The sequence below is a fragment of the Sphingomonas sp. genome (assembly GCF_042096255.1).
Taxonomy (GTDB): domain Bacteria; phylum Pseudomonadota; class Alphaproteobacteria; order Sphingomonadales; family Sphingomonadaceae; genus Sphingomonas.
Genome location: NZ_JBELLZ010000018.1, coordinates 1 through 16176, shown reverse-complemented (window position 1 = coordinate 16176; position 16176 = coordinate 1). Strand labels below are relative to the sequence as shown.

The 16176-nt window shown below is 67.6% G+C and carries 11 protein-coding genes; 3 read left to right on the top strand and 8 right to left on the bottom strand.

All coding sequences use genetic code 11. From position 1 onward, the window contains the following. Position 1: 1 nt before the first annotated feature. The 4 genes from ACFDTH_RS05545 to ACFDTH_RS05530 form a co-directional block, all read right to left on the bottom strand. On the bottom strand, positions 2-2281 hold the full coding sequence (locus ACFDTH_RS05545; RefSeq protein WP_375286517.1) for a TonB-dependent receptor: 2280 nt from the start codon (positions 2279-2281) through the stop codon (positions 2-4). An 82-nt stretch (positions 2282-2363) separates the two neighbouring features. Further along, positions 2364-3647, bottom strand: coding sequence for a peptide MFS transporter (locus tag ACFDTH_RS05540; RefSeq protein WP_375286516.1), 1284 nt, complete (start codon positions 3645-3647; stop codon positions 2364-2366). After that, on the bottom strand, positions 3644-4645 hold the full coding sequence (locus ACFDTH_RS05535; RefSeq protein WP_375286515.1) for a dipeptide epimerase: 1002 nt from the start codon (positions 4643-4645) through the stop codon (positions 3644-3646). Before ACFDTH_RS05535 ends, ACFDTH_RS05540 begins: the two co-directional genes overlap by 4 nt. Beyond that, positions 4645-6630 (bottom strand): serine hydrolase domain-containing protein, encoded by a 1986-nt coding sequence (locus ACFDTH_RS05530; RefSeq protein WP_375286514.1) that lies wholly within the window; start codon positions 6628-6630, stop codon positions 4645-4647. Before ACFDTH_RS05530 ends, ACFDTH_RS05535 begins: the two co-directional genes overlap by 1 nt. A gap of 126 nt (positions 6631-6756) precedes the next feature. Here ACFDTH_RS05530 and ACFDTH_RS05525 point away from each other — a divergent pair, with 126 nt between their 5' ends. Together ACFDTH_RS05525 and ACFDTH_RS05520 are read left to right on the top strand one after the other, a co-directional pair. After that, positions 6757-7464, top strand: a complete 708-nt coding sequence (locus ACFDTH_RS05525) for a helix-turn-helix domain-containing protein (RefSeq protein ID WP_375286513.1) — start codon at positions 6757-6759, stop codon at positions 7462-7464. Then, positions 7464-8708: a dipeptidase gene (locus ACFDTH_RS05520; protein WP_375286512.1), complete on the top strand. Its 1245-nt coding sequence runs from the start codon at positions 7464-7466 to the stop codon at positions 8706-8708. The genes ACFDTH_RS05525 and ACFDTH_RS05520 overlap by 1 nt, the downstream gene beginning before the upstream one ends. Here the strand turns inward: ACFDTH_RS05520 and ACFDTH_RS05515 are convergent. Then, positions 8705-9226 carry a DUF1993 family protein gene (locus ACFDTH_RS05515; protein WP_375286511.1) on the bottom strand — a complete coding sequence of 174 codons (522 nt, stop codon included), beginning with the start codon at positions 9224-9226 and terminating at the stop codon, positions 8705-8707. The two genes, ACFDTH_RS05520 and ACFDTH_RS05515, sit on opposite strands and share 4 nt — an antisense overlap. A 92-nt stretch (positions 9227-9318) precedes the next feature. Here ACFDTH_RS05515 and ACFDTH_RS05510 point away from each other — a divergent pair, with 92 nt between their 5' ends. Continuing rightward, a complete protein-coding gene (locus ACFDTH_RS05510) occupies positions 9319-10305 on the top strand; it encodes a rhodanese-related sulfurtransferase (protein WP_375286510.1) in 987 nt (328 codons plus the stop codon). Between the two features lie 66 nt (positions 10306-10371). On the opposite strand, the gene ACFDTH_RS05505 is transcribed toward ACFDTH_RS05510, so the two are convergent. The 3 genes from ACFDTH_RS05505 to ACFDTH_RS05495 form a co-directional block, all read right to left on the bottom strand. Continuing rightward, positions 10372-13155: a TonB-dependent receptor domain-containing protein gene (locus tag ACFDTH_RS05505; RefSeq protein WP_375286509.1), complete on the bottom strand. Its 2784-nt coding sequence runs from the start codon at positions 13153-13155 to the stop codon at positions 10372-10374. Between the two features lie 64 nt (positions 13156-13219). Continuing rightward, positions 13220-14800: a hypothetical protein gene (locus ACFDTH_RS05500; protein WP_375286508.1), complete on the bottom strand. Its 1581-nt coding sequence runs from the start codon at positions 14798-14800 to the stop codon at positions 13220-13222. Positions 14801-15092: 292 nt separating this feature from the next. Next, positions 15093-15953: a DUF1521 domain-containing protein gene (locus ACFDTH_RS05495; protein ID WP_375286507.1), complete on the bottom strand. Its 861-nt coding sequence runs from the start codon at positions 15951-15953 to the stop codon at positions 15093-15095. Between the last annotated feature and the right edge of the window lie 223 nt (positions 15954-16176).

The window sequence follows — 16176 nt, the reverse complement described above, 5'->3', positions numbered from 1 at the left end:
ATCAGAAGCCGGCGCCGAGGGTGACGCCGATGGTGCGCGGGCGGATCACGCCGGTGCCGACCGCCCCATTCGGGAAGTTGCCGATGCCCACGACGCTGGTCTTGCCCGCGCTGTTGCCCAGGTTCTTGGCATAGGCCTCGATCGAGAAGCGGCCGAAGTCGACGCCGGCGCGCAGGTCTATCACGGTATAGGACGGCACCTCAATTTGGCGGTTGTTGGCCGCGACGAAGGCGGCGTCATAATCGGCGATTTGCCGGTCGAGCAGGCGGATCGAGCCGCCGACATAGGCCATGACCTCGCGGCCCAGCGCCCATTCATAGTCGCCGTTGACGTTGACGCTCCATTCGGGCGTGAAGGGCAGCCGGTCGCCGTCGCGCCCGCCGACCAGCGGGCTGGTGTCGTCGGTCAGCCTGGCATCGGTATAGGCGCCGTTGACCGAGGTGGTCAGGCCGGGCGTCGGCCGCATCGTCGCGGTGAACTCCACGCCGTCGCTCCGGGCGCTGCCACCGTTGGCGTTGACGCCGTAATTGCCCACCTGCGCGAACAGCTGGATGTCGCTCCAGTCGATATGGAAGGCGGCGATGTCGATGCCGAAGCGACGATCGGCGGTCTCCGCCTTGAAGCCCACTTCATAGCTGACCAGCGAATCGGAGTCGTAGGTGAAGGGCGGCTGCTCCTCGCCCGGCGGCACCACCGGCACGATGTTGGGCCCGCCGGGGCGGAAGCCCTTGGCGACGCGTGCATAGAGCGAAGCGTCGTCGCCGAACTTCACCTTGGGCGCGACCGACCAGGTGAACACGTCCTCCTTCGACTCCGAGGACAAAGCCGGCGGCGCGAGCGGGCCAACACCGCCTTGGTTCGCATCCTGATTGTTGTGGCTGTACCGCCCGCCGAAGGTCAGGTCGAAGCGCTCGCCGAGATGGAGCGTGCCGTTGGCGAAGCCGGCGAACTCCTCATAGGTCGAACGGGTGAAGATGTCCGCCAGCAGCGGGAAGCCGGGCAGCGCCGCCTCCAGCGGCGGAAAGGCGGCGGTGGGGGTCAGCGTGCCCGGATCGAAGACCTCCAGCCGCTGCAGGATCGCGCCCTTCTCATGGCTGTAATAGCCGCCGACCAGCCAGTCGAACACCGGCCCCTCGTTGGACAGGCGCACTTCCTGGGTCCAGCGCTCGACATTGGTCTGCTGGTTCAGCCCGATGTCCGCCGCCGGCCCGGCGTCGGGATCGTACAGGCCGAGCTGCGATCCGTAGAGCACCGTGGTGTCGTCGCGCAGCCGCTGCTTGAGGGTCGAATAGCTGGTGGCGGAGGTGAGGTCCGCGAAGCCCAGGTTCGCGGTGATCGTGCCGTTGTACAGGCGATAGCGGATGTCGGTGAACTCGGGCACGAACTGCGACTGGGTAAAGCGGCCGTAGAGCGTGCGCAGCGTCGTAGGATCGCTCTCCACCACGTTGGCGGCATCGGTCTTCAGGTTCTGGAGGATCGCCGTCAGCCGGATCGAGACATCGCTGCTGGGCGTGAACAGCGCCGAGATGCGCCCGCCATAGCTCTGCGAATCGTTGATCTCCTCGGCGCGGTCGGACCCGCCGGTGCCGACCGAATCGATGAAGCCGGCGAAGCTGCGGTAGAAGCCCGATCCGCGGATCGCCAACGTATCGCTGATCGGCACGTTGAGCAGCGCCGAGCCCATGTAGGACAGGTCGCCGCCCTCCACCGTCTCGATGCTGCCGCGCGCGCGCGCCTCGACCTTATCGGTGCGCGGCGTGGCGGTGACGAACTTCACCACGCCGCCCAGCGAACTGGCGCCGTAAAGCGTGCCCTGCGGGCCGCGCAGCACCTCCACGCGTGCGACGTCGAACGTGTCGAACTCGCCCGCCAGGATCGCGGCGTTGACCTGCCCGCTCGACGATCCGAACGGCGTCTCGTCGACATAGGTGGCGACGGTGGCGGCGACGCCGCCGGTGTTGATGCCGCGCAGCACCAGCCGCGCCTCGCCGGGGTTGCTCTGGCTGATCTGGAAGCCGGGGATCAGCTTGGCGTAATCCTGGAAGCTGGTCGCCTGGTTGCGCTCCAGCGCGGCGCCGCTGACCACCGACACCGATTGCGGCACGTCGATCAGCGTCTGCTCGCGCTTCAGGGCAGTGACGATGATGTCCTCGCTGGGCGCGGGCTCCGCGGCGGGGCCGCTGGCGGCGGCAGCGGTCGCTTCCTGCGCCTGCGCCGGTGCGGCGGCGAGCAGCACGGCCAGCGTGCCGGTAATCACGAAGCCGAGATCGCGTGCCCTCATCGCCTGTCCCCTATTCCTCGCGCACGTCCGTTCGCTGCGCGTCCATCCCAATGTGAGAACTATTGTTCCAATCAGAAAACTGTCAACGCAATTCGACACGTCTCTGCTCGACGCCGCGCTCGATGGGATCGATCAGCCACAGCAGGGCGGCGGCGACCGTGGCGATACCGGCGAGCAGCAGGAAATAGGCGGCGTGGTTCATCCCACTCCACAAAGCGCCGACCGCCCCTGCGGACAGGCTGCCGGTGAAGATCGCGAGATACCAGCAGGCGACGGTGGTGGCGCCAAGACCTGCGGGTGCAAGCCGGGCGAACAGGCCCAGGCCGGTCGGCAGGATGAACAGCTCCCCGAAGGTAAAGACCAGGAAGAAGGCGGCGAGCCACAGCCAGTGGGCCGCCCCTCCGGCCGCCTCGAGCGCGGCGAGCAGCAGATAGGCGGCGCCGACGATCAGCGCCCCCGCCGCCATCTTGCGCGCCGGCCGCTCCGCCGCACCCGCCTCAGCCCGCCGCCGCCACCAGGCGAGCAAAGGCGGCGTCATCAGCATCACCAGCAGCGGATTCAGCGACTGGAACCAGGTCATCGGGATGGTCGCGCTGCCCGCACGCCGATCGACGCCGACGTCCGCCCACAAGGCGACCGTGTTCCCGACCTGCTCATAGGCGCCGCGGAACACGGTAACGGCCAGAGCGATCGCCGCCAGCAGCAGCACCGTCGCCCGGTCGAACCGCCCGCGCGGCGCCGCGCCCCGCTCGGCAGGCGGGTGGCGGACCTGCGCGGGCAGGTAGCGCTGACCCCACAGATAGATCGCGAGGCCGGCGAGCATGCCGACGCCCGCCGCGCCAAACCCCCAATGCCAGCCGTAGAGCTCGCCCAAGGTCCCGCACACCAGCGGCGCTAGGAAGCCGCCGATGTTCACCCCGACGTAATAAACGTTGTACGCCCAGCCGACGCGCGGGTCGCCGGGCTCGTATAGGTCGTCGATCTGGCTGGGCAGGCTGGGCAGGAACAGCCCGTTGCCCAACGCGATCGTGCCGAGCGCCAGGTAGAACAGCGGCTCGAACGCCATGAGGAAATGGCCCGCCGCCATGATCGATCCGCCGATCACGATCGCGCGCCGCTTGCCGAGATAGCGGTCGGCGATCACGCCGCCGACGATCGGCGTGAAATAGGCGCAGGCGGTATAGGCGCCATAGACCATCGAGGCATGGCCCTGCGCGAACAGCAGCTGCTTGGTCATGTAATAGACCAGCAGCGCGCGCATGCCGTAATAGGAGAATTGCTCCCACATATTGGTGAGGAACAGGATCGTCAGCCCGCGCGGCTGGCCGAACCAGGTCGGCTGCGCCCCTGCCCTCACCATGGTCATGCGGCGGCGAGCGCTCCCGCGCCCCACACCTCGTCGCCGGCGAACAGGGCGCCGTCGGCATAGGTGACGCTGGGCGAACGATCCTGCGCCAGGAAGGTCGGTCCATCGAGGTCGACCAGGTCCGCCAGCTGCGCCAGCACGAAGCCGGTGGCGGTGGCAAGGCTGGTGCCGATCATCGTACCGACCATCACGCCCAGCCCGAGCCGCCGCGCCTCGGCGGCCATCAGCAGCCCCTCGGTAAGCCCGCCGCACTTGTCGAGCTTGATGTTGACCACGTCGAATCGACCGACCGCGCCGGCCACGTCGGCGAGCGACAGCAGGCTCTCGTCGCCCGCGATCGGGATAGGTGAGTCCAGCCCCTCCAGCGCCGCCTCCTCACCGCGCGGCAGCGGTTGTTCGAGCAGCGCGACCCCCTGCCCGACCAGCCCCTGAATCAACGCATCGAGGTCGCCGCGCGCGAAGCCCTGGTTGCCGTCCACTCCCAGCCACACCTCCGGCCGCGCGGCGCGGATCGCGGCGACGCGGGCGAGATCGAGGTCGAGTTCGCCGGTCAGCTTCACCTTGACCGCCTTGGCGGACGCATAGCCGGTCGCGCGCGCGGCCATCGCCTCGGGCGTGTCGGCGCTGACGGTAAAGGTGGTGCGCATCGCGCGCGGCGTGTCGATGCCGGCGAGCGCCCACACCGGTCGCCCGGCGCGCGCCGCCTCCAGCTCCCACAGTGCCGCATCCACCGCGTTGCGCGCGCCGCCCGGTGGCAGGATCGCGCGCAGCGCCTCGCGCGTCACCCCGGCCTCGACCGCGCCGCGCGCCCGCTCGATCTCGCGGCGCATGTGCGGCAGGTCGTCCCCCAGATAATAGACCCCCGCCGCCTCGCCGCGGCCGCGGTGCCGCCCGTCCGCCAGCGTCACCGCCAGCACGTCCGCGGTCTCGAACAGATAGCCCGAGATGCGGAACGGCTCGGCCAGCCGCAGCGTCTGCGTTTCCACCGACAGCCACATCAGTAGTTCACCGTCATCGCGAGCAGGTGGAAGGTGGCGGCGACGTAGAGCACCAGCAAGGCGGCGAGCAGAACGAGCACGCTCCACAGCTTGCGCGTCCATTTCCGCCCGTCGGTCCATGTCAGCCACACATTCCACGCCGCCACGCCCACCGCCCCGACGAAGACGATCGCACTGGCGATCTGGAGGAACCAGAGCGTGCCGTTCGCCTTGCTGCTCAGCTTGTCGAGGTCGGAGAAGGCGGAAATGATGAACCACGCCCAGCCGCCCAGCATCACCAGCGTCAGCAGCGCCATCAGCCGGGTGGCACGATAGGTGCGCAGCGCCGGTCCGCTCACCGACGGTGCCGCCTTGAACCGCCAGCGGAGGATCGCCGCCGCGGGCCAGTAGAGCACGCTCAGCAGTAGCACGGCGAGGGCGGCGATCAGCGCAGGCTTGAGCCACGACAGCGCGCGGTGCGCGGGCACCGGATCGAACACGGTGAACGGCGACACCATGTCGAAGCTCCAGCGCACGACACGTCCATCGATCACCTTGGCGGCGAGCCGGTCATGGCCATTGCGGTCGCGCCACACGAACGGCGCGATCTCGTCCCACTTGCGCACTTCGCCGCCCGGTCCCTTGAGGTCGGCGATCACCAGCCCGCCCTTGTCGTCCAGCGAGATTGCGGTCTGACCAACCAGATTGAGGATATCGACGAAGTTCGATTGCGAGTGACGGCTGCCTTCCCACAGCCCCACCATCATCTGTGCGTGCCGCTTCGCAGTCTCCGCATCGACGCGGCCGGTCGGCGCCGGGCCGGGGAAGTAGCGGTCCGCGAAGTCCTGGAACAGCTGGCTGCGGACGGTATGCGCCGCGCCTTCCTTACCCGCGCTGTTGAACGAAACGTAGAGGCCGGTGCGCTCGTACATGAACAGGTGCAGCGAGGTGTGGAAATTCTCGGTATCGCCAAGGTGCGCGATGACCGAGCGGCCGTTGATGTCCGTCTCAAAGAAACCGAGTTCCATCCGGTTCAAGGGCGGGATCAGCGACATCGGGTCGACGCGCGCGAGCGAACTGTCGTGCATCGCCGCCGCGGTTTCGGGCCGCAAAAGGCCGCGGCCCTGATTGAGGTGCGCGGCCATGAACTTCGCCATGTCGAGACCCGAAGCGGACATCGACCCCGCCGGTGCGGGCACCACCATCTCGAATTTCTCTGCTGGTTCGGACGCGCGCGGATAGCCCGTGGCCATCAGCGGCCGGAGACGCGCGGGCAGCGGCTGACGGAAGGTGGCGGTGCGCATGCCGATCGGGGCGAAGATGCGTCGCTCGACATAATCGTCGAACGGCATGCCCGATACCCGCTGGACGACATAGCCGGCCAGCGAGGTCGCCCAGTTCGAATAGGCCGGGGTCGTGCCCGCATCAAAGATCCGCGTTGGCACCCAGCGCTTGAGATAAGTGCCTAGGGGAAGCGATCCGTTGGGATCGGTGTTGATCAGGTCCTTGATCGCTTCCTCGAAGCCGGCGGTGTGCGTCATCACCTGGCGCATGGTGACCGGCTGGCCATTCCGCGGCGGTATCTTGAAGTCGAGATAGGTGTTGATGTCGCGGTCGAGGTCGATCTTGCCCTGCTCCACCTGCTGCATCACCGCGGTCCAGGTGATCAGCTTGGAAACCGAGCCGGGGCGGAACAGCGTGGTCGCGGGATCGACGGGCCTGCGCTTGGCAATGTCGGCATAGCCATAGCCTTTGGCGGCAACCACCCGGCCGTCCTGCACCACCGTCACCACTGCGCCGGCGATGTCGCCCGAGCGGAGCGCGAAAGGCATGTAGCCGTCGAGCCAGCCGCTCAGGTCCTCAGAGGTGAGCGGATGGACGCCGCCGCCCCGCACGGGCACCTGCGGGGCGGTGGCGGCTGGCTCCGGCGTCAACGGCGCTCCCGGGCCTGAGGCCGGCCCCTGCGCGGCCACCGCGCTGCCGATCAGCGCCACGGCCAAGGCCATTATGGTCCCTATCCGCTTCATCCCCATCGCCCTTCTTTCTGCCCGTTGCCGCCACAAGATCGCGTCGATACTATCGGGAAAGTTGATCCGATCGGGCGAGTGTTATCCTGATTGGAAAATGCGTCAATGGCCTTGAAAGGATTTCCCGTGCCAACCTCGCCCCCAACATTGGGCGCCCTGCTAAAGGGCCTGCGCGCCCGCGAGGGCTGGACGCTCAAGGAAATGAGCGCGAAGACCGCCATCCCGGTTTCGACGCTGTCCAAGATCGAGCACGACCGTCTGACGCTGACCTATGACAAGCTTCAGTCGCTCGGCCAAAGACTGGGGTTGCGCATGTCGGAGCTGTTCGCCGAGGACGACGGCGAGGCGCCGCAGCCGGTCACCGCCCGCCGCAGCCTGGGCGATGTCGCCCGCTCGGTGCGCGTGGAGACGCCCAATTACGACTATTATTATCTGTGCACCGAGCTGCGGCGGAAGCGGATGATCCCGGTAGTCACCAAGATCCGCGCGCGTTCGGCCGAGCAGTTCGGCGAGCTGGTGCGCCATTCGGGCGAGGAGTTCATCTATGTCCTCAGCGGCAGGATCGTGGTGCAGACCGAATTCTACGATCCGGTGGTGCTGGATACGGGCCAGTCGATCTACATCGATTCGAACATGGGTCACGCCTATCTCGCTGCCGAAGGCTGCGACGAGGCCGAGGTGCTCGGCGTGATGTCCAGCTCCGAGGAATCGCTGATGGAGGCGATGCTCCACCTGCACGAGGAACAGCGCCAGGCTGCGGTACCGGCCAACGAGGACGGCCCCGCCCCGCGCCGCCTGAAGGCGAAGCGCTGATGCGCCGGCTTCTCCCTACCGCCCTCTCCGTCGCGCTCGTCGCGGCGTCGCCGGCCACTGCGCAGGACTATTCAACCCGCGTCGCGCGCATCCTTAAGGCGACGCCGCTGATCGACGGCCACAACGATTGGGCGGAGGCGCTGCGCGAGAAGGCGCCGGAGACGCGCTGGACGCTGGATCTCGCCGAGCTTCCATCCGGCGTGGACGGCTATGACACCGATCTCGCCCGTTTGAAGCGCAGCGGACTTGGCGGGCAATTTTGGTCGGTCTGGGTGTCTCCCGACCTGCCCGGGCACGAGCAGGTGATCCAGACGCTGGAGCAGATCGATCTCGTCCGCGCGATCGTCGCCCGCCATCCGGACAGGTTCGCGCTTGCCCGCACCGCCGCGGATGTCCGCCGCGCGCACAAGGCGGGCCGGATCGCCTCGATGATCGGCGTCGAAGGCGGCGGCCAGATCGACGGCAACCTGTCGGTGCTGCGCAGCTACGCGGCGCTGGGTGCGGGCTACCTCACCCTCACCCACGCCCGCACCATCGAATGGGCCGATTCGGCGACCGACGATCCCAAGCACGGCGGCCTCACTGATTTCGGCCGGCAGGTGGTGCGCGAGCTCAACCGCCTGGGCATGCTGGTTGATCTCAGCCACGTCTCGCCCGACACGATGCGCGATGCCATCGCCGAGTCGAAGGCACCGGTGATCTTCTCGCATTCGGGCGCGCGCGCGCTCAACGATCATCCGCGCAATGTGCCTGATGACGTGCTGCGCCTCCTGCTTGCCAATGGCGGGGTGGTGATGGTTGACTACGCCCTGCCCTATGTCTCCGATGCCTACCGCCGCTGGGCGGCGGACTCGGCGGCGGAGAAGACCCGGCTCAACGCGCCGCCTTATGCCGGGCTGGACATCGGCCAGCCCGAGAAGGCCAAGGCGGACTATGCCGCCTGGCTCGCGGCGCACCCCGCGCCCGAAGTGACGCTCTCCCAGGTCGCCGACCATATCGAGCATGTCGCCAGGGTGGCGGGGCACGACCATGTCGGCATCGGCTCCGACTTCGACGGTGTCGGCGGTCAGCTGCCCACCGGGCTCAAGGACGTGTCCACCTACCCCGCCCTCCTCGCCGAGCTGATGCGCCGCGGCTGGAGCGACGCGAACATCGCCAAGCTTGCCGGCGGCAACGTGCTGCGCGTGATGGAGGCGGCGGAGCGCGAGGCGGCGCGGCAGGCGGCTGCCGCGCCCGCACCTTAGCGCTTGATGCGCGGCATGCCCATGAAGTCGCGCTTGCCCAGCGTCACGCCCTGCGCGCGCAGGATCGCGTAAGCGGTGGTAGCGTGGAAGTAGAAGTTGGGCTGCGAGAAGGAGAGCAGGAAGTTGGCGCCGGTGAACGGCATGCTCCTCTCGCCGAACAGGAACTGCGTGTCATTCTCCGCAAGAGCATCAAAGGCGTCACGGTCGATGCCGTTCAGTTCCTCGATGGCGGCCCGCAGCACCGCATGCAGTCCGGCGAAGTCGGTGGGCCAAGCGGACCGGTCAGGCGAGAAGGAGCCGGCGCGCACGCCTTCGATGCCGCCTACCGAATGCACGGCGCAGGACTTCACCTGATAGCCGAACGGCAGCATGTCGGGCGCGAGGCGCGCATCGATCAGGTCGGTCGCGGTCCGGCCGCGTTCGGCGCAGAACGCCTCCGCCTTGTCGAGCAGGCCGTCCACGGCGCCCAGGATCTGGAGGTTGGACGGCACCACGGCTTCGTATAGGGAAAACGACATCATCCTGCTCCCGCTGTTCGGTCGCACTATGCCGCCGCGCGGAGGGCGGGTCCACGCCATTGCAGAGCTGGGCGGCAGCGGCGCCCTCGGCTATGGGAGCGCGCTTGACCAACGTCCCCGAGTCCATGCCGCCGATCCGCGTCGTCGCGCTCTATCGCTTCACGCGCTTTACCGATCCGCAGGCGCTGCGTGCACCGCTGCTACGTGCCTGCGTCGCGGAGGGTGTCCGCGGCACCCTGCTGCTGGCTTCGGAGGGGATCAACGGCACCATCGCGGGCAGCGATGCGGCGATCGACCAAGTCCTGGCGCACATCCGCGCGCTGCCCGGCTGCGCCGACCTCGATGTCGCCGAGAGCCGGGCCGCGGCGATGCCGTTCCACCGGATGAAGGTGCGGCTCAAGCGCGAGATCGTCACCATGGGCGAGCCCGGCATCGATCCGCTCGCCGCCGGCCGCTATGTCGCGCCGGAGGACTGGAACACGCTGATCGACGCGCCGGACACGATCCTGATCGACACGCGCAACGACTATGAAGTCGCGGTCGGCACTTTCCGGAACGCGATCGACCCCGGCACGCGCAGCTTCGGCGAATTCCCCACCTGGCTGCGCGAGCGCAAGGACGCGCTGCTTGCGGAGGGCCGCCAGCCGACCATCGCGATGTTCTGCACCGGCGGCATCCGCTGCGAGAAGGCGACAGCCCTGCTCAAGGCGGAAGGACTGGACGACGTCCACCACCTCAAGGGCGGCATCCTCGCCTATCTGGAGCGGGTCGCGCCCGAAGACAGCCGCTGGCAGGGCGAATGCTTCGTCTTCGACCAGCGCGTCGCGGTCGGCCATGGCCTTGCGCCAGGCAGCCATGTGCTGTGCCATGCCTGCCGCATGCCGGTGAACGAAGCGGCTCGCGCGTCGCCGCTCTACCGCGAGGGGATCAGCTGCCCGCGCTGCCACGACGCACGCAGCGAGGAACAGCGCGCCGGCTATGCCGAGCGTCACCGTCAGACCGCGCTCGCCGAGAAACGCGGCGAGGCGCATGTCGGCGCGTCCTTTCCTCCAAACGGGAATGCCGACAACCCACTCTGAACACGAAGAGGCCGCACGTATCGGGCGACACGTGCGGCCTCATGTGTTCAGATCAGGCGCGTCGGATCAGAACTTCACGCCCAGGCCCAGCGCCACCGAAGCGCCGACATCATAGCGGTTGTAGTAGATCCGCCGCGAGTCGAATTCCTGGAACTCCTGATATTTGGTCGCGGTGATGTTGCGCGCCTCGAACTTGATCTCGCTCTCCAGCCCCGCGATCGTGATGCCCTCGCGCGCGACGAAGTCGATGCGCAGGCCCGGCCGCTCGTATACGTCCGACTGGCCCGAGGGGCCGCGGGTGGTGACGCGATCGGTGGCATAGTTGAACAGGAACGTCTGCTGCGACAGATGGTCGGTCGATTCCATGCCCAGCTGCACGTTGACCAGATGGTCCGACTGGCCGGTCAGCGGCGCGCCGTCACGGAAGAAGTTCGATGCGGCCTGGGTGACGCCGTTGATCACCGTAGTGTCGCCCGCATTCACCTTCAGCTTCGAGTCGGTGAAGGTGTAATTGCCGATCAGCGACAGGCGGCGGTCGGCGAAGAAGTCGCCGTCCGAGATGCCGTTGAGCGGGATGTACTTCTGTGCCTCGACCTCGATACCCCACAAAGTCGCTTCCGGAGCGGTCGCGAAGCTGGTGGTGATGTTGGACGAGGAGATCGACGAATAGGTCTCGGTCGGGTTGTCGATCTTCTTGTAGAAGCCGGCGAGGGTGAAGCGCTGGTCACGCGCGAAGAACCATTCGTACCGGGCCTCGGCGTTCCACAGCTCGCTGTCGACCAGGCTGGGGTTGCCCTGGAACACGCGGTTGGTGTCCGTGTCGATATAGACCTGGCGGATCAGCTCGCGGAACTGCGGGCGGGCGATGGTCTTCGAACCCGACAGGCGCACCTGCATCGCCGGCGCCAGCTTGTAGGTCAGCGTGACCGCTGGCAGCCAATAGTCGTTCTTCAGGTTGGTGTTGAAGCCGGTGGTCTGGCCGGTGTTGAACAGGTCGAGCGCGGTGACGGTCTGCTTTCCGTCCTCGAAGCGTACGCCCGCCGTCACATTCAACGCGTCGGTCAGGTCGGCGACGACCTGGCCATAGCCCGCATGGACGGTGAGGCCGGCGTCGAACGCCGCGGTGCCGTCCTGCGCCGACGTCTCCTGGAGGATGATGTCGAAGTTCTGGATCGACGCATCCGACAGCAGATAGTCCGGCCGCAGCTGCTGGACGGTGATCGGCAGGCCGTTGGCGCGGAACTGGAACGACCGGCGGACCGAGGTGCGCTGGTTGTCCTGATAGGCATAGCCCGCACCCAGGCGGATGTCCGGCGTGATCGCATAGGTCACGTCGGCGCCGCCGGACCACAGATCCTCGTTCAGGTCGCTGAACGCGATGGTCGCATCGCCCTTGTTGCCGCCGAGATCGTTGACGTAGCGGTCACCGATCGGGTCGTTGGGCAGGTTGGTGCGCACATAGGTGAAGCTGCGCTCGTACGGTGCCTCGCGCTGCGAGTTGGCGTAGCTGCCGCGCAGGTCCAGGCCGAGGTCGCCAAAGCGGAATTCGCCGACCAGCTGGGTGTTGATCAGCTGCCGCTCGTACCAGGCGGTGTCCTGCACCTGGAGGTCGCGGCCCGGCTGGTTCTCGTCGGTGCCGACTGCCAGGCGCGACTGCTTGATCGTGTCGCGGATGTAGAGGCTGGTCGAGCGGATCGTGTGGTCGCCAAACTCCGCCGACAGGCCGAGCAGGCCGTTCACCACGACGCGATTGTCGGTAATGACGCGATCGAAGTCGGTCTGCGGCGTCCCCTGCAATTCGGGGTCGAGCGACAGCTGCTGTAGCGTCTGGCGCGTGCGCCACTTGTTGTCGATGCCGGCGGTGGCGATCACGCCGAAGCGGACGCTGCCCGCGTCGAAGGCGGTGCCGCCGGTGGCGTTGCCCGAGAAATTCACCGGCGTCTGGATTCGCTGGAGCACCGAGGTGCGCGCGTTGACCAGGCTCATGCCGATGGCCTGGAGGTCCTGCCGGCTGAAGGCCGCGCCTTCCAGGATCGGGTTGCCGCTGTTCAGCGCCTGCTGGAGGATGCCGGGCACGTCACGGGTGCCGTTGTCGAAGCCGGTCCAGTCGCTCGGGCTGCCGTAATAATCGTAGCCGAGATTGCCGGTGGTAACGCTGTCCCCGGAAATGCCGCCGCTGATCGACAGGAACGACTCCTTCGGCGTCGAGGTGGTGGTGAGGTTGATCACACCGCCGCCGAACTCGCCGGGGAAGTTGGCCGAATAGCTCTTCTGCACCAGGCTGGACGCGATCACGTCGGTCGGGAACAGGTCCAGCGGCACGACGCGGCGCAGCGGCTCGGGGCTGGGCAGCGGCGAGCCGTTGAGCAGCGCAAGGCTGTAGCGATCGCCCAGGCCACGGACATAGACGAAGCCCGAGCCGACTACCGAAAGGCCGGTGACGCGCTGGAGCGCGCCGGCGATGTCGCCCTCGCCGGTGCGCGCGATGTCCTCGGTGGAGAGGACCGAGACGACCTGGGGCGACTGTTCGACGATGTTGCGGCGCGAGCGGCCGACCACGACGATGTCGCCGCCGGGAACCGAGACATCTGGCTGGTCGGCGGCCTGCGCGTCCTCGGCGGCGGGGTCCGTCGCTTCGGGAGCACCGGCGGCTTCCGGCGTCGCACCGGGACCGGCCACCGCGCTGTCCGGTTGCGGTTGGCTGCCGTCCGCGGACGGGCTGGGATCGGCGTCCACGCTGGGCGAAGGAGTAGTGCCGGTCTGCGGGCCGCTTGCAGACTGGGCGAGCGCCGCCGGGGCGACGATCGCGGTGGAAACGAGCAAAAGGCTCGCAAGACTGGTTTTCAGCATGGGCGCATCCCGCATGTCGGTTGACCGGCGGGCACGGGGTTCATGCCGTGCCCGCCGGATCAGGTCAGTTGGTCGGCAGGGTGGTGCAGGCGGTGCCGCTGCCACCGAAGTTCGCCGTGGCCGAGTTGCAGGTCCAGTTCTGGTACCAGGTGTCGTCCGCGCCGCTGACCGCGCCGACATAGTTGGTGCGCACCAGGAAGTTGGTGCTGTCGTTCAGCGTCGACGCGTCGAACGCGGTCGCCGCGCTCTCACCCGCGCCGTTGACGAACAGGTTGGTCAGCGTCGAGGTGAACGAGGCGTTGTTGTTGCTGCCGCGGTTAAAGATCGTCTGGATGTCGGACGCCGACGGGCTGCCGGTGGCGCTGTTCTGGACGAACGCCGGGTTGCAACCCGACAGCAGCACCGAGTTGAACACCGGCGGACCCTGCTCGTCCAGGCTGGCGTCAGCCGCCTGCGCCACCGTCGAACCGCCCAGGCTGAGGCAGCCGATGTTCGCAGGGGTGACGATCAGGCCGTTGACCGCGGTATAGTCGGTGCCGCCGCGCAGCAGCACCGCAGTGCCCGTCCCCGAAGTCGAGCGCTGGATGAAGGTGAAGTTGGCGAGGCGCACGTTCTGGCGCGGCACCGCATTCTCGTTGCCGTTCGAGTCGGCCTCGATCATCGTGTCGCCGACCGCGCCGCCGGCGCGCTGGATGGTGAGCACGAACTGGATGAAGCCCTTGTAGCCGACGTCGGTATCGAGGTTGTCATCCTCGTTACCTGTCAGCACCAGATACTTCAGGTTGGGGCGGCCGCCGAAGATCTCGATGCCGTCGTCCGACGAGTTGTGGACCTGGATATGATCGAGCTGGGTGGCCGAGCCGACGCCCGACGGGGTCAGGCCCTGGAGCTCGTTGTTGGGCGCCAGCGCGAAGCCCGAATAGCGGATCTGGACGTAGCTCATCCGGCCCGAGTTATCGGTTGGGGTCGCACCGCCGTAGAGCGCGTTCGACGTGCCTTCGGTGTCACGCTCGCAATCCACGGTGCCCGGCGCTGCGCCCGGGGCGAGACAGTCGGTGATCGGCGCACGGCCGAGCAGCACCACGCCGCCCCACTGCTGCGAGGTCTGGTCATCCGCGGTACCGACCACGTTGCCGCGGCCGGTGAAGATGATCGGCTGGGTCTGGGTGCCCACCGCGTTGATCTGGTTGCCGCGGTTGACGACGAGATAGGACACGCCGGTGGCGCCGAACACGATGACGCCCGGATCGATGTCCAACCGGACTTGGGTGCCGGTGGAGGCGGCACCCTGGTCAGTGCCGACGTCTACGCGGCCGTCGAGCGAATAGATGACGCCCGCGACCTTCGGGATCTGGGTGGAGGCGGTGAAGCGCGCCGGGAAGGCGCAGTTGCGCCACGTGCCGGTCGGGCCCTGGATGGTGCCGCGATCGACGAGCTGGTTGGCGCCCGGCAGGGTCGGGCAGCTGGCGGCCGGGGTCACACCACCGGGAGTCGGCGAGGGCGACGGGCTGGGAGACGGCGACGGGGTAGGAGCCGGCTGAACGATCACGCCCTCACCCGGCGAGGCGACGTCATCCGCACCGCAGCCAGACAGAAGAAGGGCCGTACCGAGCAGCATTGCGCTCTTACGCGACAGTCGCACCATGATGTATCTCCCTGATTTCCCCGGCGCCTTGCACCGCAAGCCAGCGCGTTCCGCAGCCGACACGCGAGACCCCCTGGAACCGGAAGGTGACGCTTTCCCTTCAGGTTGATGGCAGTTTTGCTACAATCGCGCTGGCGTGACGGATCGCGATCAAAGCGTTGCGGATACACCACGACCAGCCGTGCTTGATTGGCGGTAAACCGCGCCTAGCTGAGGCAACCCGCAGATTTCAGACGCAAAACGCCCCGAGGTGCGGCAACACCCCGGGGCGCACGGTGTCTTGCGGTGGACCTCAGTGGCGCGCGGCGCGGCCGCCGCCCACGTCATCCGCCAGCGCGCCCAGCGCACCGAGCAGCAGGAAGGCGGACAGCAGTTCGCTCACCTCGCCAAGGCTCGGCATGGTGCTGCCCGGGCCGTAGAGTTCGCCCACCTTGGTCGCGTTCAGGTCCTCCTGCGTCGCAATCTGGCCGGTGAACTCGGAGCGCCATCCCGATCCGGTGGCGTTCTCGTGCAGCACGAAGCCGTCGCGGGTCCGGTCGTCGATCGAACGGCCATTGTTGGACTGGGTGATCGAAAGGTCGCCGATCTCGTTCTGGCTGATGCCCTTCACCTCCAGCGCCTGATTGCCCTTGGTGATCGTCACCCCGCTAGCGACGTACATGTCCGGGTTGCCGGCGAACTGCTCGGTGTCGATGGTGATCTTGGTGCCGTTCTCCAGCTCGAAGGTGGTGGTGCCCCAGAAGTCGAACGCGTGCTTGCCGTCGACGTTGACGTGCGGATCGCCCCAGATCTGCGTGGTCTCGCCGGTGTTGGCGTTGTGGATGGTGATCTCGGAGTTATGCTCATTCAGATCCAGGGTGTAGCCATCGCCCAGGTCGATCGCGCCCTTGCCGCCGCCCTGCAGCGTCGCAGTCCATTTGGCGGTCTCAACCGGTTGGGGTGTCGCGCCCTGCCCGCCGCCCTGCGGGCAGCGGCAGCCCTGGAACATTAACAGGCTGGGCAGCATTGCCTGCGCGAACGGCCCGCAGCCCAGCGGCTTGGCGAAGCTGGCGAAAATGCCCACGGCGATCTGCCCGGCGAGCGTGTCGAGCGGCGAACCCGCGCGGGCGGTATTGAGCCCTGCGGCGAACATGTTGGCGGTGATACCGGTCATCGCGATTTCCTCCCGAAGCTGCGTCCCGCCGGATGCGGGCGCCCAAAGCCTTCGAGCGGACCTATGCCGCCATTCCCCCACGGCCGCGCTCAGCATTCCGACTAGACGGCTAGTCGGAACGACTAGCAGATGGGCGCCGCAGCCATCGGGATCCTGACGATGTCGGAGAATGGTGCCCAGAAGAGGACTCGAACCTCCACGCCGTTACCAGCGCCGCCACCTG